The 18,170-nt window shown below is 64.9% G+C and carries 17 protein-coding genes; 13 read left to right on the forward strand and 4 right to left on the reverse strand.

The genetic code is table 11. The annotated features are described in order from the left end of the window. Window positions 1-86 precede the first annotated feature (86 nt). Both alaS and aac(6') read left to right on the forward strand, forming a co-directional pair. Window positions 87-2,732, forward strand: coding sequence for an alanine--tRNA ligase (alaS, locus tag AC1DRD_RS07370; protein ID WP_478030092.1), 2,646 nt, complete (start codon window positions 87-89; stop codon window positions 2,730-2,732). Next, window positions 2,732-3,175, forward strand: a complete 444-nt coding sequence (aac(6'), locus tag AC1DRD_RS07375; protein WP_478030093.1) for an aminoglycoside 6'-N-acetyltransferase — start codon at window positions 2,732-2,734, stop codon at window positions 3,173-3,175. The genes alaS and aac(6') overlap by 1 nt, the downstream gene beginning before the upstream one ends. Here the strand turns inward: aac(6') and AC1DRD_RS07380 are convergent. Continuing rightward, entirely contained in the window at window positions 3,170-4,927 is a 1,758-nt protein-coding gene (locus AC1DRD_RS07380; protein ID WP_478030094.1) for a cation:proton antiporter domain-containing protein, read from the reverse strand. The two genes, aac(6') and AC1DRD_RS07380, sit on opposite strands and share 6 nt — an antisense overlap. A gap of 38 nt (window positions 4,928-4,965) precedes the next feature. On the opposite strand from AC1DRD_RS07380, the gene AC1DRD_RS07385 reads away from it, so the two are divergent. After that, window positions 4,966-6,165: an FAD-dependent oxidoreductase gene (locus AC1DRD_RS07385; RefSeq protein ID WP_478040885.1), complete on the forward strand. Its 1,200-nt coding sequence runs from the start codon at window positions 4,966-4,968 to the stop codon at window positions 6,163-6,165. 32 nt (window positions 6,166-6,197) lie between these two features. Here AC1DRD_RS07385 and AC1DRD_RS07390 read toward each other — a convergent pair whose 3' ends face one another. Then, window positions 6,198-7,241, reverse strand: coding sequence for a substrate-binding domain-containing protein (locus AC1DRD_RS07390; RefSeq protein WP_478040886.1), 1,044 nt, complete (start codon window positions 7,239-7,241; stop codon window positions 6,198-6,200). A gap of 385 nt (window positions 7,242-7,626) precedes the next feature. Next, window positions 7,627-8,847, reverse strand: a complete 1,221-nt coding sequence (locus AC1DRD_RS07395) for an NADP-dependent isocitrate dehydrogenase (protein WP_478030098.1) — start codon at window positions 8,845-8,847, stop codon at window positions 7,627-7,629. Window positions 8,848-8,989: 142 nt separating this feature from the next. Between AC1DRD_RS07395 and AC1DRD_RS07400 the strand changes: the two genes are divergently transcribed. Then, window positions 8,990-9,709 carry a phosphatidylserine decarboxylase gene (locus AC1DRD_RS07400; protein ID WP_478040887.1) on the forward strand — a complete coding sequence of 240 codons (720 nt, stop codon included), beginning with the start codon at window positions 8,990-8,992 and terminating at the stop codon, window positions 9,707-9,709. After that, window positions 9,706-10,512 (forward strand): CDP-diacylglycerol--serine O-phosphatidyltransferase, encoded by an 807-nt coding sequence (pssA, locus tag AC1DRD_RS07405; protein ID WP_478040888.1) that lies wholly within the window; start codon window positions 9,706-9,708, stop codon window positions 10,510-10,512. The genes AC1DRD_RS07400 and pssA overlap by 4 nt, the downstream gene beginning before the upstream one ends. Here pssA and AC1DRD_RS07410 read toward each other — a convergent pair. Next, window positions 10,454-10,681, reverse strand: a complete 228-nt coding sequence (locus AC1DRD_RS07410; protein WP_478040889.1) for a hypothetical protein — start codon at window positions 10,679-10,681, stop codon at window positions 10,454-10,456. The two genes, pssA and AC1DRD_RS07410, sit on opposite strands and share 59 nt — an antisense overlap. Window positions 10,682-11,028: 347 nt before the next feature. Between AC1DRD_RS07410 and rpsB the strand changes: the two genes are divergently transcribed. The 8 genes from rpsB to AC1DRD_RS07450 all read left to right on the forward strand — a co-directional run bounded on the left by rpsB (window position 11,029) and on the right by AC1DRD_RS07450 (window position 18,152). Continuing rightward, complete coding sequence (gene rpsB / locus AC1DRD_RS07415; RefSeq protein ID WP_478040890.1) at window positions 11,029-11,886, forward strand: 30S ribosomal protein S2; 858 nt, start codon at window positions 11,029-11,031, stop codon at window positions 11,884-11,886. An 87-nt stretch (window positions 11,887-11,973) separates the two neighbouring features. Beyond that, the gene (tsf, locus tag AC1DRD_RS07420; protein WP_066819764.1) at window positions 11,974-12,906 is read left to right on the forward strand and encodes a translation elongation factor Ts; all 933 of its coding nucleotides are present in this window, start codon (window positions 11,974-11,976) and stop codon (window positions 12,904-12,906) included. A gap of 126 nt (window positions 12,907-13,032) precedes the next feature. After that, window positions 13,033-13,755: a UMP kinase gene (gene pyrH, locus AC1DRD_RS07425; RefSeq protein WP_478030104.1), complete on the forward strand. Its 723-nt coding sequence runs from the start codon at window positions 13,033-13,035 to the stop codon at window positions 13,753-13,755. A 3-nt stretch (window positions 13,756-13,758) separates the two neighbouring features. Further along, entirely contained in the window at window positions 13,759-14,316 is a 558-nt protein-coding gene (frr, locus tag AC1DRD_RS07430) for a ribosome recycling factor (RefSeq protein WP_478030105.1), read from the forward strand. Between the two features lie 20 nt (window positions 14,317-14,336). Further along, window positions 14,337-15,056: an isoprenyl transferase gene (locus AC1DRD_RS07435; RefSeq protein ID WP_478041207.1), complete on the forward strand. Its 720-nt coding sequence runs from the start codon at window positions 14,337-14,339 to the stop codon at window positions 15,054-15,056. Beyond that, window positions 15,053-15,868: a phosphatidate cytidylyltransferase gene (locus AC1DRD_RS07440; RefSeq protein ID WP_478040891.1), complete on the forward strand. Its 816-nt coding sequence runs from the start codon at window positions 15,053-15,055 to the stop codon at window positions 15,866-15,868. Before AC1DRD_RS07435 ends, AC1DRD_RS07440 begins: the two co-directional genes overlap by 4 nt. Further along, complete coding sequence (locus AC1DRD_RS07445; RefSeq protein ID WP_478040892.1) at window positions 15,865-17,022, forward strand: 1-deoxy-D-xylulose-5-phosphate reductoisomerase; 1,158 nt, start codon at window positions 15,865-15,867, stop codon at window positions 17,020-17,022. The genes AC1DRD_RS07440 and AC1DRD_RS07445 overlap by 4 nt, the downstream gene beginning before the upstream one ends. Next, window positions 17,019-18,152: a M50 family metallopeptidase gene (locus tag AC1DRD_RS07450; protein WP_478041208.1), complete on the forward strand. Its 1,134-nt coding sequence runs from the start codon at window positions 17,019-17,021 to the stop codon at window positions 18,150-18,152. Before AC1DRD_RS07445 ends, AC1DRD_RS07450 begins: the two co-directional genes overlap by 4 nt. The last annotated feature ends 18 nt before the right edge of the window (window positions 18,153-18,170 follow it).

Raw genomic sequence — 18,170 nt, forward strand, 5'->3', positions numbered from 1 at the left:
AATCGGAACGCCTGCGCATGATATCCCCGTTCTCGTCCGCACACCATCGGCTTGAGTAGCGCACGAGGCTCGCCTAAGTCGCGGCCATGACCTCGACCAACGACATCCGCCGCAGCTTTCTCGACTACTTCGCCGCCAACGGCCATACCGCCGTGCAATCGGCGCCATTGGTGCCGCAGAACGACCCGACGCTGATGTTCGTCAATGCAGGCATGGTGCCATTCAAGAATGTCTTCACCGGCCTGGAATCGCGGCCTTATTCGACCGCGACGTCGAGCCAGAAATGCGTCCGCGCCGGCGGCAAGCACAACGATCTCGACAATGTCGGCTATACCGCGCGCCACCACACCTTTTTCGAGATGCTCGGCAATTTCTCGTTCGGCGATTATTTCAAGGAGCGCGCGATCACGCTCGCCTGGGGGCTGCTGACGAAGGAATGGGGAATCGATCCCGACCGGCTGACCGTCACCGTCTATCATACCGACGATGAGGCGTTCGATCTGTGGAAGAAGATCGCCGGCCTGCCCGAGGAGCGGATCATCCGGATCGCGACCAAGGACAATTTCTGGGCGATGGGCGACAACGGCCCGTGCGGTCCGTGTTCGGAAATCTTCTTCGACCATGGCGACCATATTCCCGGCGGCCCGCCGGGATCGCCGGACGAGGATGGCGATCGCTTCGTCGAGATCTGGAATTTGGTGTTCATGCAGTTCGAGCAGGAAGCCAATGAGATCGTCGGCAATCTGCCCAAGCCGTCGATCGACACCGGCATGGGACTCGAGCGCGTCGCCGCGGTGCTGCAGGGCGTGCACGACAATTACGACACCGACACGTTCAAGGCACTGATCGCCGCGTCCGAGGCGCTGACCCACACCAAAGCGGTCGGTGAGCAGATGGCGAGCCATCGCGTGATCGCTGATCATTTGCGCTCGTCGGGTTTCCTGGTCGCCGACGGCGTGCTGCCGGCCAATGAAGGTCGCGGCTATGTCCTCCGCCGCATCATGCGCCGCGCGATGCGGCATGCGCATCTGCTTGGGGCGAAGGATCCGCTGATGCACCGGCTGGTGCCGGCGCTGGTTGCCGAGATGGGCGCCGCTTATCCCGAACTGGTCCGGGCCCAGCCGCTGATCGAAGCGACGCTGCAGCAGGAAGAAAAGCAATTCCGGCGGACGCTCGACAAGGGGCTCAAGCTGCTCGACGAAGCGACCGCCGGGATGACGACGGGCTCGACCTTGTCGGGCGAGACCGCGTTCAAGCTCTACGACACGTTCGGCTTCCCCTACGACCTGACCGAGGACGCTCTCCGCGCGCAGGGCCTGCAGGTCGACCGCGAAGCCTTCGACGCCGCGATGGCCGAGCAGAAGCGCGCCGCGCGTGCCGCCTGGAAGGGGTCGGGCGAAAAGGCGTCGGATGAGCTCTGGTACGATCTCGTCGAGGAAAAGGGCGGCACCGAGTTCATCGGCTACACGTCGGAGGAAGGCGAGGGCGAGGTCGTCGCCTTGATCAAGGACGGGGCGCGCGTCGACAAGGCCGTTGCCGGCGACGACGTCGACATCGTGCTCAACCAGACGCCGTTCTACGCTGAAAGCGGCGGTCAGGTCGGCGATGCCGGGATCGCGACCAACGACAAGGGGCTGAAGGGCCGCGTGTTCGACACGCAGAAGCATCTCGGTCGGCTCTGGGCGCATCGCACCAAGGTCGAAGCGGGTGAAATCGCGATCGGCGATGCCATCCACCTTGTGGTCGACGGCGAGCGCCGCAACGCGATCCGCGCCAACCATTCGGCGACCCATTTGCTTCACGCGGCGTTGCGCGAGCGGCTCGGCACGCATGTCGCGCAAAAGGGATCGCTGGTCGCGCCCGAACGCCTGCGCTTCGATTTCTCGCAACCGACCGCGATCGATCCGGCGCGGCTGGCCGAGGTCGAGGCCGATGTGAATGCCTATATCCGCCAGAACGACGCCGTCTCGACGCGCTTGATGACTCCTGAAGAGGCGATCGAGGAGGGCGCGATGGCGCTGTTCGGTGAGAAATATGGCGACGAGGTCCGCGTCGTGTCGATGGGCCGCGACGGGCAGAAGATCTACAGCCTCGAATTGTGCGGCGGCACGCATGTCAATGCGACCGGCGATATCGGGCTGTTCAAGCTGGTGAGCGAGGGCGCGGTGTCGTCGGGCGTTCGCCGCGTCGAGGCGCTGACCGGCGAAGCGGCGCGCGCCTATCTCGCCAGCCGCGACGAAAAGCTGCGTGAGACGGCCGCCGTGCTCAAGGCCACACCCGATGAAGTGCCGGCACGTGTCGCGGCGCTGGTCGAGGACCGTCGTCGGCTGGAGCGCGAATTGGCCGATGCGAAGAAGGCGCTGGCGCTGGGCGGCGGGGGCGGCGCTGCCCCGGCTGGGCCCGAACAGGTGAACGGCATCAACTTTGTTGGCCAGGTGGTCGAGGGGTTGGAGGCCAAGGGGCTACGCGGCGCGGTCGACGAGACCAAGGCGCGGATCGGATCTGGCGTGGCCGTGCTGGTCGCGGTCAATGACGGCCGCGCCTCGATCGCGGTCGGCGTGACCGACGACCTGACCGGCCGCTTCAACGCGGTCGATCTGCTGCGCAAGGCGGTCGAGGTGCTGGGCGGCCAGGGCGGCGGCGGCCGTCCCGACATGGCGCAGGGCGGCGGCCCCGACGGCAGCAAGGGTGAAGAGGCTGTCGCGGCGATCCGGGCGGCGCTGGCTGGCTGATGCTGCGGATCGAGCCCGTTTCGGCGGAGGCGCTGGCGGGCTGGGTTCCGTTGCGCGTCGCTTTATGGCCTGATGAGGAGGCCCTCGACAAGCAGGCAGCCGAATGGCTGGCGGCCGCCGATCCGGAGCAGTTCAACATCGTCGCGCGTAGCGATGACGGTGCCGTGATCGGGTTCGCCGAAGCGACGCTGCGCCATGATTATGTCAACGGCACCTCAACCTCGCCAGTGGTGTTCCTCGAAGGCATTTTCGTCGCGCCGGATCACCGCAAGCGGGGCGTCGCCGCGGCCCTGGTTGAGGCAGTGGCCGATTGGGGCCGCGCCAAAGGCTGCACCGAATTCGCCTCGGATGCGCTGATCGACAATCTCGACAGCCACGCCTTCCACCGCGCGATCGGTTTTGCCGAGCAGGAGCGGGTGGTGTGCTTCAGCAAGCCGTTATGAGGGGTCGGGCCTCCTGACGCGCCGCAGCCGCGGCTCGCGATCGAGCCCAGCTTCTTCCTTGATCGACTTGCGCAATTCGTCGCGCTTTTCGTGGATCGAGGCGATCACGGGGCCCATTGCGACGCCCAGTTCGACCAGCACCGCCTCTGACAATTGCAACGAGCTCTCGAGCGTTTCGGGCACGGCGTCGGTGACGCCCGCCCGATACAGCTCCGCGGCATGGGACGCATCGCGAGCGCGGGCGACGATCGTCAGGCCGGGAACCCATCCGCGCACGCGCTTGGTCAATCGCGCCGTCAGCACCGGATCGTCCATCGTCAGCACCAGCGCCTTGGCACGGCCGAGATTGAGGCGATCGACCAGCTCGCCGCGCGATACGTCGCCGAACAGCACGGTATAGCCTTCGTGCCGGGCCGCATTGACCGCATCGATGTCGGCCTCGACCGCGATATAGGGTTGGTTATGCTCGCGCAGCATGTCGGCGACCATCCGGCCGACGCGCCCGAAGCCGATCACCACCGTGCCTGGTCCTTCTTCGGCCAGCTGGAGGTCGGGCGCGAGGCGCTCGCGCGCTTCCAGACGGCGTGATACCAGGCGGCCGATCTCGGCAAGCGCCGGCGTGATCGTCAGCCCGAGCGCGGTAACCGTCTGCCAGAAGGCCGCATCCTGTGGTGCGATGAGCCCGGCACCGGCGGCCGTGCCGAGCACGATCAACGTCGTCTCGGATGGGCTCGACATCAGGAGGCTGGTTTCGGCGGCGACGCCGTTGCGCGCCTTGGACAGTTTGAGCAAAGCGAAGGTGACGATCGACTTGGCCGCGACCACGCCGAGCAAGGCCAGCACGAAATCGCCCCAATGATCGATCAGCGTGTCGAGGCTCAGGCTCATCCCGACAGTGATCAGGAACACGCCGAGGGCAAGCCCCTTGAACGGCGCGGTAATGACCTCGACTTCGTTATGATATTCGGTTTCGGCGATCAGCACGCCCGCCAGCAGCGCCCCGACGATCGGCGACAGGCCGGCGGCGGTGGTGGCGAGGCTCGCGACGATCACGACCAAGAGCGAGATCGCCAGGAAGAGCTCGGGGCTCTTGGTCCGTGCGGCCTGGGCGAACAGCCGCGGCAGCACGAACCGGCCAAACAGGAAAATCGCTGCGATCGCCACAGCACCCCAGGCCAGGACGCTGACAATGTCTCCGCCGCGCCCGCCCATCGCGCCCAGGCCGAAGATGATCGGCACCAGCGCCAGATCCTCGAACAACAACATCGCGAAGGCGATTCGACCCACCGGACTGGTCGTCCCTGCGATCGGCAGCACCAGCGCCGTCGACGACAGCGCCAACGCCAGGCCAAGGCCCAGACCCGCTCCCCAGGGATTTCCGGTGACTAGCAACGCCACGCCGATCACCGCGGCACAGCCCAGCAATTCGGCGGCGCCAATCCCGAACACCGCGCCGCGCATCGCCCAGAGCCTTTTCAGCGAGAGCTCGAGCCCGATCGAGAACAGCAACAACGTGATGCCGAACTCCGCGAACGGCTCGATCGCATGCGGGTCGGAGATGGTGATGTGATAGAGCCACGGCTGCTGTCCGACCAACGCGCCCAGGCCAGCGGGACCGACCAGCATGCCGACCAGGATGAAGCCGATCACCGGACTGACCTTGAACCGCGCGAACGCCGGGATCACGATGCCTGCGGCACCGAGAATCACCAGCGCGTCGCTGAACCCTTTATTGTCGAGACCAATTGCCATGCCGGCATCAAAGCAGGCCGAAGGGAGTTTGTCAGGTCATGACTGAAACAGATATCTGCATCATCGGCGGCGGACCGGCGGGAATGGTGGCCGGATTGCTGTTCGCGCGCGCCGGGCTCAAGACGATCGTGCTCGAAAAGCACAAGGACTTCCTGCGCGATTTTCGCGGCGACACCGTCCATCCATCGACCTTGCGAATTTTCAGCGAACTCGGCCTGCTCGACGAATTGCTGGAACGCCCCCATCAGAAGATCGAACGGCTGAGTGCGCGCATCGCCGATCGCGACATGCAGATCGTCGACCTGACGCATCTCCACGTTCCGGCGCCCTATGTCGCGCTGATGCCGCAATGGGACTTCCTCGATTTCGTCGCCGATGCCGCACGCCGTTATCCGACCTTTGAATTGCGCCAGAGTTGCGAAGGCGCCGAATTGATCGAGCAGGATGGACAGGTTCGCGGCGTCAGGACGCACGATGGCGAGGAAATCCGCGCGCGTCTCACCATTGCCGCCGACGGCCGCGATTCGCGGCATCGCGACGGATTGCCCACCACCGTGATCGGCGCGCCGATGGACGTATTCTGGTTTCGCATCCCCAAGGTGGCCCAGCCCGAGAACGCGACGATGGGCGTGTTCGACACCGGCACGTTGTTCGTGCTGATCGACCGCGGCGATTATTATCAATGCGCCTTCGTGTTCGCTAAGGGCGGCGCGGAAAAAATCCGGGGCGAGGGGCTGGATGCCTTTCGCGCCCGCGTCCGCGCGGTCGGCCCCGAAACGGCGACGATTGATGAGGGCGTGTCGAGTTGGGACGACGTCAAGCTGCTCACCGTCACCGTCGACCGCCTGGAGAAATGGGATCGTCCGGGCTTGCTGGTGATCGGCGATGCTGCCCACGCAATGTCACCGATCGGTGGCGTCGGCATCAACCTGGCGGTGCAGGACGCGGTCGCCACCGCGAACATCCTGGCCGGGCCGATGTCGGCAGGCGACGATCCCAACCCGCTGCTCCACAAGGTGCATGACCGTCGCATCCGCGCGGTCAAACTGACCCAGGGAATGCAGCGAATGGTGCAAGACACGATCATCGCGCCATTGCTCGCCAGCACCGAACCGCTCGAGGGGCCGCCGCTGGCGGCGAAGCTGCTCGATCGCATCCCGCTGTTGCGGCGCATTCCCGCGCAGATCATCGGCATGGGCTTCCGCCCCGAGCACGTTCGGTCGCCCGAGGCAAAGTAGCAGGGGACAACTCGCCCCGCCGGTCGCCCGCCTCAAAACAGCTGCGACGAATCCAGCACGTACTGCTCCTTGATCGCATTGGCGGAGCGCTTGCGGCCGCTTTCAGACATCGCGATCAGGCCATGTTTGGCGAGCGGGCCGTTGGGGTCCCACATCGACGCGTACGTGTCGAGGAAGGCCTGGAGCTCTGGTTTTGGCTTCAGATGCTTCTTCTTGACGTAGAGGTACAGCGTCCGGACGCCGGGGTATTTGCCGCTGGCGATGTCGGCATAGTCGGGGGTGACACCGTCGATCGGCACGCCGCGCAACCGGCTCGCATTCTGTTCGAGGTAGGAATAGCCGAACAGGCCAAGCGCGTTCGGATTGCTTTCCAGGCCCTTGACGATGAGACTGTCGTTCTCGCCTTGCACCACGTACGGGCCGTCGCCGCGGATCTGGCGGCACATGCGATCGAAGTCGGCCGGGTCGCCCGAGGTCTGCATCGCCTTAGCGGTCGGCACTGCCTCGAAACAGCCCGGTTGGAGAAGCAGTTCGACGAACGCGTCGCGCGTGCCGCTGGTCGTGGGTGGGCCCAGCACCTGGATCGGGATCGCCGGGAGCTTCGGATCAACGTCCTTCCAGGTCTTGGCGGTGTTCGGCTTGCCCATCGGATTTGCCGCCAGCGCGAGATAGATTTGTTTGCGGCTCAGCTGGATCTTGGGTCCCTGGTTCGATTCGGCGAGCGCCAGGCCATCGAGGCCGATCGCGACCTCGATGATGTCTCCCACGCCGTTCTTCTGGCAGCGCTCGAATTCGACGCGCTTCATCCGGCGCGAGGCGTCGGCGATATCGAAGGAAACGGGTCCCGCGCTTTCGCAGAAACGCATGATCCCGGCCTGGGTCCCGGTCGATTCAACGACGGGCGCCTTCCGTCCGCTCTTCGCCTGAACAAAGGCGTCCGACACGGCCTTGGTGAAGGGATAGACCGTCGAGGATCCCGCTGACCGGATTGGATCGGACTCGCTGCCGCAGGACGCCAGGCCGAGGGCTGGAAAGGCCGCGAAGGCCAATACACCAAGTCGACCACGCATCGTCATTCCCCCATCCAGCTACCTGTATGACAGGTAACGCGATCCCGTTGCCCGCGTTCTGCGCCTTGGGCGTGACCGCTGTGTGACAGGATTTGTGGGGTGTGCGTCGCCAGGGGAGCCTCCCGGCGAGCGAAATAGTCGGGATATAAACCCTCTCCACCTTGCGGGCGCATCAGGTCGGTCATGCCCCGGCATGACCTAAACAGCGCGGGGCGCTGTTTACCTGATGCGGGAGGGGCCCGCTCGGCGGAGCCGAGTGGGAGGATAAGGGGGCGAGCCAAAGGCTCGCGCGGCGCTGAAGCGCCGCTCCCCTCATCCAAGCTGCGCTAGGCGGCACGCCGCCAAGCTTCGCTATCCTTCTCCCACAAGGGGAGAAGGATTGGGCGTCACCTCACGCCCAGGTCGCCATCCGCGTTTCGAGGTTCTCGCGGACCGCTTCGAAGAACTGTTCGGTGGTCATCCACGCCTGATCCGGGCCGATCAGCAGCGCCAGGTCCTTGGTCATCTTGCCGCTCTCGACGGTCTCGATGCAGACCTTTTCCAGTTCCTCGGCGAAGCGCGTCACGTCGGGCGTGCCGTCGAACTTGCCACGATATTTGAGCCCGCCGGTCCAGGCGAAGATCGAGGCGATCGGGTTGGTCGAGGTCGCCTTACCCTGCTGGTGCTGGCGATAGTGGCGCGTGACGGTGCCGTGCGCGGCCTCGGCCTCGACGGTCTTGCCGTCGGGCGAGAGCAGGACCGAAGTCATCAGGCCGAGCGAGCCGAAGCCCTGCGCGACCTGGTCCGACTGGACGTCACCGTCATAATTCTTGCAGGCCCAGACGAACTCGCCCGACCATTTGAGCGCGCTGGCGACCATGTCGTCGATCAGGCGATGCTCGTAAGTGATGTTCGCTTCCTTGAACTTGTCGGCGAACTCGGCCTCGAACACTTCCTGGAACAGGTCCTTGAAGCGGCCGTCATAGGCCTTGAGGATGGTGTTCTTGGTCGACAGATACACCGGCCATTTCAGGTTGAGGCCATAATGCATCGAGGCGCGCGCGAAATCGCGGATCGAATCGTCGAGATTGTACATGCCCATCGCGACGCCCGACGAGGGGAATTGGAACACTTCCTCCTCGATCTTGTCGCCATTGTCGCCGACCCAGGTCATGGTCAGCTTGCCGGGGCCGGGGACGCGGAAGTCGGTCGCGCGATACTGATCGCCGAACGCATGACGGCCGACCACGATGGGCTTGGTCCAGCCGGGGATCAGGCGCGGCACGTTCGAGATCACGATCGGCTCGCGGAACACGACGCCGCCCAGGATATTGCGGATCGTGCCGTTGGGCGACTTCCACATCTTCTTGAGGCTGAATTCCTCGACGCGCTGCTCGTCGGGAGTGATCGTCGCGCACTTCACGCCGACGCCGTATTTCTGGATCGCCTTGGCGCTGTCGACGGTGACCTTGTCGTCGGTCGCGTCACGATGCTCGATGCCGAGATCGTAATAATCGAGGTCGATGTCGAGATAGGGCTTGATCAGGCGCTCGCGAATCCATTCCCAGATGATCCGCGTCATTTCGTCGCCGTCGATCTCCACGACGGGCGTCTTCACCTTGATCTTCGCCATATCCGCTTTCCTGATGGGGTTTGGTCGGGCCTCTAGGGTGAAGCGGGGAGGAGGGTCAAGCGCCGTACCCTTGCGCCGCCCAGGGAGCCTGACGTGCTTCCCGCGCATTGTACCGCACAAGCAACACGGTTAGACGGCGCGCATGCCTTCACTCGATCCGCCGGAAATCGGCACGACCACCGTCAAGTGGCGCTTTCCGGCAATGCACCCGGAAGGGCGCCGCTATGTCATCATCGCCGCCGTTGCGACATTGCTGTCGTTGGTCATCTGGAAAGTCCTGTTCTGGCCGCTCGCGTTCCTGACGCTGGGCGTGGCCGCCTTCTTTCGCGACCCGATCCGCGTCACGCCGCGCGATGACAATCTGGTGATCGCGCCGGCCGACGGGCTGGTGACGATGATCCAGCCGGTGGTGCCGCCCGCCGAGCTCGATATCCTGGGTACCGCGCCGCTGATCCGCGTCTCGATCTTCATGAGCGTGTTCGACGTCCATGTGAACCGCACGCCGATCCAGGGGATCATCCGCCGCGTCGTCTATATCTCGGGCAAGTTCCTCAACGCCGACCTCGACAAGGCGAGCGAAGAGAATGAGCGCCAGCACCTCGTCGTCGAGGGCAAGGACGGCCGGTTAATCGGCTTCACCCAGATCGCCGGCCTCGTCGCGCGCCGGATCGTCGCCTTCGTCAAGGAAGGCGATATGGTCGCGCCCGGCCAGCGCATCGGACTGATCCGGTTCGGCAGCCGGGTCGATGTGTTTCTGCCCGCCGACACTGCCTGCCAGGTGATCCTCGGTCAGCGCACCATCGCGGGCGAGACGATCATCGGCCGGATCGGTGGCGAGACGATGAGCGGCGTGACCCAGTGAAACCGTCGCGCCCGCGACGGCTGAGACGGCCGGCCACGGGCCTGCCGCTCAGGACGATCACGCCCAACGCGCTGACCGCGTTGGCGCTAAGTTCGGGGCTGACGGGCGTGCGCTTCGCGATTGCCGGCGACTGGCAGATGGCGGTGGTGATGATCCTCGCCGCCAGCGTGCTCGACGGCGTTGACGGGCAGGTCGCACGGATGCTGCGCGGGACGAGCCGGTTCGGCGCCGAGCTCGACTCGCTCAGCGACGCCATCTCGTTCGGGGTAGCGCCGGCGCTGATCCTCTATCTCTGGTCGCTAACCGACGCGCCGCGCTTCGGCTGGATCTGCGCCTTGCTGTTCGCGGTGTTCTGCGCGTTGCGGCTGGCGCGGTTCAACGCCCAGATCGATGCCACCGAACAGCCGCGCAAGGCTGCCGGCTATCTGACCGGTATTCCCGCGCCTGCGGGAGCGATCGGCGCGATGCTGCCGCTCTATTTGTGGTTCATCACTGGCGAGCAGTGGCTGCGTTCACCTTGGCTGGTGGCGCCGTGGATGGCCTTTATCGCGTTCCTGATGATCTCAAGCATCGCGACTTATGGCTGGTCTTCGCTCAGGCTGAGGCGCAACATCCGCTTTGAGGCGTTGGCCGTGATCGTCGCGATCGGGGCGGCGTTGATTTCTGCCCCATGGCCGACATTGGTTGGGCTCTGCCTGGTCTATCTCGCGCTGATCCCGTTCAGCGCGCGCAATTATGCCCGAATCAGGCGGCAGCGCGCCAATATGTCGGCTGCGCCGAAACCGACCGCACCGTTATCCTGATCGTCGTCGCCGCGTGACGCGGCGGCAGTGGCGGAATGATCGATCCACGACCCTTGCCGGCCAGCGCGGCCTGGATGCTGGGCAATGCCGGGACGACGGTCGAATAAATGGTCGCGCCCGCCGCGACCAGCGCACCGGCGAACATCAGGATAGCAACGAGCGTGAACATTGCGACTTCCCCTTTGGGCGGATCGCGATCCGTGCCGAACCAACCGTCGGGCGATTCAGATGTTCCGCGTCCTGTTGATGATCGCTGTATGTTCTGTTGATGTTCTGTTCGTCAAGTGAAAAATCGGAACATAGCGTGAATACAACTGTGCGGGCCGACCCAAGTCCGGCGAGCGTGCGCCTGAGCCGCTTGCCTTTGGCCGGACTTTGGACTAGGGGCCGCGCCTCAAACCCGCATGGGAAGCATCATAACCCGGTGCCGGATCTGCCTCCGCCATGATTGGCGAGGGGACTTACAGGATTTTCGGTCCCCGCTTCCCAGAGGAACAACCGGAAGGAGTTATCCCTATGGCGGCACCTGTCGTCACCATGCAGCAATTGCTCGAAACGGGCGCACATTTCGGCCACCAGACCCACCGCTGGAACCCGAAGATGAAGCCGTATCTGTTCGGCGACCGTAACGGCGTCCACATCATCGATCTGTCGCAAACCGTGCCGCTGTTCGCGCGTGCGCTCGAATTCGTCAGCTCGTCGGTCGCGTCGGGCGGCAAGGTCCTGTTCGTCGGCACCAAGCGCCAGGCGCAAGAGCCGATCGCCGACGCCGCACGCCGCGCTGGCCAGCATTTCGTCAACCACCGCTGGCTGGGCGGCATGCTCACCAACTGGAAGACGATTTCCAACTCGATCAAGCGCCTCAAGAGCCTCGAAGAGCAGCTTTCGGGCGACACGCACGGCCTGACCAAGAAGGAAGTGCTCCAGCTCACGCGTGAGAAGGACAAGCTCGAACTCTCGCTCGGCGGCATCCGCGACATGGGCGGCGTTCCCGACGTGATGTTCGTGATCGACGCCAACAAGGAAGAGCTGGCGATCAAGGAAGCCAACACGCTGGGTATCCCGGTCGTGGCGATCCTCGATTCGAACGTTTCGCCCGACGGCATCGCGTTCCCGGTTCCGGCGAACGATGACGCCGCTCGCGCGATTCGTCTCTATTGCGAAGCGATCGCCATCGCCGCGACTCGTGGCGGCCAGCAGCGTCAGGCCAATGCCGGTGTCGACCTGGGTGCCCAGGTCGAAGCGCCGGTCGAGGAAGCGCTGACCGTCGAACCGGCCCCGGCCGAGGAAGCCCTCAACGCCGAGCCGGTCGTCGCCGACGCGGCGCAGCAAGCCGACTTGGCCGCCGAGGGCGAGCGTCAGATCGACGCCTGAGCCGTCGCCTAACCGTCATGCGGGCGGGGTAGGGCGACAACGCCCCGCCTCGCCCGCAACTACATTCTGACTAGAAGGATCGAAGACATGGCCGACATCACGGCAGCAATGGTCAAGGACCTGCGCGAGAAGAGCGGCGCGGGCATGATGGACTGCAAGAAGGCGCTTGGCGAAGCCGGCGGCGACATGGACGCCGCGCTGGACTGGCTGCGCACCAAAGGCCTCGCGGCCGCCGCCAAGAAATCGAGCCGCACCGCGGCCGAAGGTCTGGTCGGTGTCGAGGTTTCGGGCACCAAGGGTGCCGCGGTCGAAGTCAATTCGGAAACCGACTTCGTCGCCAAGAACGATCAGTTCCAGACCTTCGTCCGCGACGTGACCTCGGTCGCGCTCGAACTGGGCGATGACATCGCGACGATCAAGGCGGCATCTTTGGGCGGCAAGACCGTCGAGGAAGTGCTGACCAACAATATCGCGACGATCGGCGAGAATCAGACGCTGCGCCGCGCCAAGAAGCTCGAAGTGTCGAAGGGCGCGGTCGTGCCTTACGTTCACAACGCGCAGGCGCCGGGCCTTGGCAAGATCGGCGTGCTCGTCGCGCTCGAGAGCGAGGCTCCGGCCGACAAGCTCGAAGCGCTCGGCAAGCAGCTGGCGATGCACATCGCGGCGGCCTTCCCGCTGGCGCTCAACGAGGAAGACCTCGACCCGGCCGTGATCGAGCGCGAGCGCGCGATCGCCCAGGAAAAGGCGTCGGAAAGCGGCAAGCCGGCCGAGATCGTCGCCAAGATGGTCGACGGCGCGATCGCCAAGTATCGCAAGGAGAATGCCCTGGTCAGCCAGCTGTTCGTGATGGACGGCAAGACCAAGATCTCCGACGTGGTCGCCGCGGCCGCCAAGGAAGCCGGTTCGCCGATCGCGCTGAAGGACTATGTCCGTTTCCAGCTCGGCGAAGGCATCGAGAAGGAAGAATCGGACTTCGCGGCGGAAGTCGCGGCGGCGTCGGGCGTGCCCCAGCCGGCCTGATTCGACGTCTCGACGGAAGAAGGGGCCGCGTCGTGAGGCGCGGCCCTTTTTCGTATCCGCTAACCGCTTGGCTTCGGAGCGCAGCGCTCCTAAGGTCCGCGCCACTTCACGACCCCGAAGGTGTAGATGTCCAGCCCCGCCTATAAACGCATCCTCCTGAAACTCTCGGGCGAGGTCCTGATGGGTGAGGGGGGCCTGGCGATCGATCCAGAGGTGACCGCGCGCGTCGCCGGCGAGATCAAGGACGCCAAGGACGCGGGGCACGAATTGTGTGTCGTGGTCGGCGGGGGCAATATCTTCCGCGGCCTGTCGGCCGCAGCGAAGGGCATCGAGCGGGCGACCGCGGATTATATGGGCATGCTGGCGACGGTGATGAACGCGCTGGCGGTGCAGAACGCGCTCGAGCAGGTCGGCGTCGATACGCGGGTGCAGTCGGCGATCCCGATGCAGTCGGTGTGCGAGCCGTTCATTCGCCGCCGCGCGATGCGCCACCTGGAAAAAGGACGAGTGGTGATCTTCGCCGCCGGCGTCGGCTCGCCATTCTTCACGACCGACAGCGGTGCTGCGTTGCGCGCCGCCGAAATGAATTGCGACGCGCTGTTCAAGGGCACGTCGGTCGACGGCGTCTACAATGCCGATCCCAAGAAGGATCCGGCGGCAAAGCGTTACGAAACCGTGAGTTACGACACGGTGCTCGCGGACAATCTCAAAGTCATGGACGCAAGCGCGATCGCCTTGTGCCGCGACAACAACATTCCGATCGTGGTGTTCAACATCCGCGAGCCGGGCAATCTCGCCTCGGTGTTGCGCGGAGAGGGTGTCTCGACGGTGGTACAGAAGGAAGGATGACACATGGCCGCCTATGACAAGGCCGATATCGAACGCCGCATGGCGGGTGCGGTCGAAGCGCTGAAGCACGATCTCGGCGGGTTGCGCACCGGCCGGGCGTCGACCGCGTTGCTCGATCCGGTGACGGTCGAGGTGTACGGATCGAATATGCCGCTCAACCAGGTCGCAACCGTCTCGGCGCCCGAGCCGCGGATGCTGTCGGTCCAGGTGTGGGACAAATCGAACATCGGTCCGGTCGAAAAAGCGATCCGGTCGGCTGGTCTGGGGCTGAACCCGATCAACGACGGCAATACGCTGCGCCTGCCGATCCCTGATCTGACCGAGGAACGCCGCAAGGAACTCGCCAAGCTGGCCGGTCAATATGCCGAAAAGGCGCGGATTGCGGCGCGCAACGTTCGTCGCGACGGAATGGATTCGCTCAAGACCGATGAGAAGAAGGGCGTCTATTCGGAAGACGAGCGCAAGCGGCATGAGAACGACGTGCAGAAGGTGACCGACAGCACGATCGCCGACATCGACGCGGTGGCCACGGCCAAGGAAAAGGAAATCCTGAGCCAGTGACGCCGGTGGCCGTCACCGATATGGCGCCGGCCGCTTCCAGCGCGGTGCTGCCGCGCCATGTCGCCATCATCATGGACGGCAATGGGCGCTGGGCGAAGAAGCGCCATTTGCCGCGTATCGCGGGGCATCGCCAGGGCGTCGAGGCGGTCCGCAAGGTCACCCGCGCCGCTCGCGCGATGGGGATCGAGGCGATGACGCTCTATGCCTTCTCGTCGGAGAACTGGCGCCGCCCCGAGGAAGAAGTCGGCGATCTGATGGGATTGCTGCGGCATTTCATCCGCAGCGATCTCGACGAGCTTGTCCGCGAGAATGTGCGGCTGAGGGTGATCGGCGATTATCGCCGCTTCTCCCCCGATCTGGTCGCGATGATCGACGACGCGACCGGACGTACTACGGCGAACACCGGCCCGTTGCTGGCGATCGCGCTCAATTACGGATCGCAGGCCGAACTAGCCGGTGTTGCCCAGGAACTCGCGCGTCGTGTCCGCGACGGCGCCATGGCGATCGAGGAGATCGATACCCAGGCGATCGAAAGCCTGCTCGACACGCACGATCTGCCGCCGCTCGATTTGTTGATCCGCACTTCGGGCGAGCAGCGGCTGTCGAACTTCCTGCTATGGCAGGCGGCCTATGCCGAATTGCTGTTCGTCGACACGCTGTGGCCCGATTTCGATGCGGAAACGTTGAGCGAGGCGATTGCCGCTTTCGGGCGGCGCCAACGTCGTTTCGGAGGCCTGTGAGCGACCGTCGCACGCGCTCGTCGAAGCGCCCTCCCGAATTGCTGATCCGCGCGGCGGTGGGCCTGGGCCTGATGGCGCTGGCGCTGGCCGCGGTGGTGCTTGGCGGATGGATATTCTGGCTGGTCGTCGCGGCGATGGCGATGGTCATGATCGCCGAATGGGCGGATTTGGCCGGCGCCACGGCTCGCGACAAGCGCGGCGCGATGCTGACCCTGGTTGTCCCGCTGACCGTGATGTCGCCCGCCACCTGGGGGCCGGGCTGGTTCGCGTTAGGAATCGTCGGCGCGGCGGCCGTGTTCGTCGCCGCGGTGTTCAAGCCGCGCGCGCTTGGGCTCGGCATTATCTATGTCGGCGTGCCGGTCCTGGCCTTGCTGGTCATTCGCGAAAACCCTGAGTTCGGGCTGATCTACACCTTGTGGACGCTGGCTTTGGTCTGGATGTGCGACATTGGAGCCTATTTCGCGGGCAAACATATCGGCGGGCCGAAGCTCGCGCCGACGATCAGCCCTAACAAGACCTGGGCCGGCCTGATCGGCGGCATCGCACTGGCGACCGCATTCGGGTGGCTCCTCCATTGGCAATACGGCCTCGCGGTGCGGTTGACGCTGGCGACTCCCTTCCTGGCGTTGCTCGCCCAAGGCGGCGACCTATTCGAAAGCTGGCTCAAACGCCGAGCCGGAAGGAAGGATAGCGGGGCGTTGTTCCCCGGCCATGGCGGCGTGCTCGACCGGCTCGACGGGCTGGTGCCGGTAGCGCCGGTCGCCGCGTTCCTGATCGTCATCGTTCCTCTACTCTACGTCTGGCGCCCGTGAAGACCGTTACCATTCTAGGTGCGACCGGGTCGGTCGGCACATCGACGCTCGACCTGATCGAGCGTGAGCCCGATCGTTTCAGCGTGCGGGCACTGACCGCCAATTGCGACGTCGAGCGCCTTGCAGCGGCAGCGCGGCGAACGCGCGCCGAATTGGCGGTGGTCGCCGATGAGAGCTGCCTGCCGGCGCTGCGCGATGCGTTGCGCGGCACCGACACCAGCGTCACAGGCGGCGCGCAAGCGGTGTGCGATGCGGCACGGTCGGGGGCCGACCTCACCGTCGGGGCGATCGTCGGCTGCGCCGGGCTGCGCCCAGTGATGGCGGCGGTGGAACAGGGCGGCACGATCGTGATCGCCAACAAGGAACCGTTGGTTTCGGCGGGAGAATTGGTGGTCGACGCCGCACGGCGTTTCGGTGCGACGCTGCTGCCCGCCGATTCCGAGCACAATGCGATCTTTCAATGTTTCGATCGGGCCCAGGCGAAACACGTCCGCCGCATCATCCTGACCGCCAGCGGAGGGCCATTTCGCGATTGGAGCCTGGAGCGCATGCGCGACGTCACGCCGCAACAAGCGGTAGCGCATCCCAATTGGACGATGGGCGCCAAGATTTCGGTCGATTCGGCGACGATGATGAACAAGGGTCTCGAACTGATCGAGGCGGCACGGCTGTTTCCGGTCGATCCGGACCGTATCGAGATCATCGTGCATCGCCAGTCGCTGGTCCATTCGCTGGTCGAATATACCGACGGATCGGTGCTCGCGCAGCTCGGGCCGGCCGATATGCGCACGCCGATCGCTTATTGCCTCGCCTGGCCCGAACGGATGGCGACGCCGATGGCGCCGCTCGACCTGGTCGCGGTCGGCAGGCTCGATTTCGAAGCGCCCGACGACCGGCGTTTTCCTGCGCTGGCGCTGGCGCGGCGCGCGCTGACCGCGGGCGGTGCACGCCCGGCGATCCTCAACGCCGCCAACGAGATCGCGGTGGCGGCTTTTCTGGCCGGGAAAATCGGGTTCCTCGAAATTGCCGCAATCGTCGCCGATACGCTCGACGGCTACGACCCGCCCGCGCCCGAGACACTGGACGACGTACTGGCTATAGATGATGAAGCGCGTACCATCGCGGGCGAGCGAGTAGAGGATTGCGTTACCTGATGCAGAGTCCCGGCCTGATCCTGTACATTGTCGGCTTCGCGCTGTTGCTGGGGCCGCTCGTCTTCTTTCACGAGCTTGGTCATTACCTCGCCGCTCGGCTGTTCGGCATCAAGTCGGAAGTCTTCTCGATCGGATTTGGCCCGGAGATCACCGGCTGGACCGACAGAAGCGGGACCCGCTGGAAGCTGAGCTGGATTCCGCTCGGGGGCTATGTTCGCTTCGCCGGCGACATGAACCCCGCCAGCCAACCGGACCCCGCCTGGCTGGCGCTACCGCCCGCGGAACGCGCCCGTACCTTCCAGGCCAAGCCCTTGTGGCAGCGCGCGGTCGTCGTGCTGGCCGGTCCGGTGACCAATTTCTTCCTCGCTTTGCTGATCCTGATGGGATTCGCGCTGGCCTATGGCGACAATCGCACGCCTTCGACCGTGGCCGGTGTGGAAGCGGGCAGTGCCGCCGCCGCCGCGGGCTTGAAGGCGGGGGACAAAATCACTGCGTTGGGTGGACGCGCGGTCGAGACTTTCGAGGACTTGGCCTATTACGTCCAGCTTCGCGCCGGCGAGCGGGTCAGAATCGATTTCGATCGCAACGGCGTCGCGATGGCGAGCGACACGGTGATCGGCAAGCGACACGTCAAGGACAAGTTCGGCAACGAAGGCGATATCGGGATGCTGGGGGTTCGCGCCACCCAGCCTGTGTTCGTGCGAGTCGGCGCGCTGCAGGCACCGGGTGTCGCTGCCAGGGAGCTTTGGGCGCTGGTCAGGCAGACCGGCCAGGGCCTTGGCCAGCTGATCTCCGGCCGCCGTCCGATTAAGGACATGTCAGGCGTCGTCGGCATGGTGAAATTCTCCGGCGAGCAGCTCAGCATGGGCTGGCCGGACTTCATCTGGCTGGTCGCGATCATCTCCATTAATTTGGGGTTCATCAATCTCTTGCCAGTCCCCATGCTCGACGGAGGGCATTTGCTGTTCTACGCGATCGAGGCTGTGCGGCGGCGTCCGGTGACGCCGGCGATCCAGGAATGGGCTTTTCGCGGCGGGCTGGCGGCGATCCTGTGCTTGTTCCTGGTCGTGACGTTCAACGATCTGGGCAAGGTGGGCTTGTGGCAGCATCTCGCCGGGTTGATCGGCTGAAGCGGTTAGGGCAGGGCG

This window comes from Sphingomonas sp. P4_G2, from assembly GCF_056401155.1.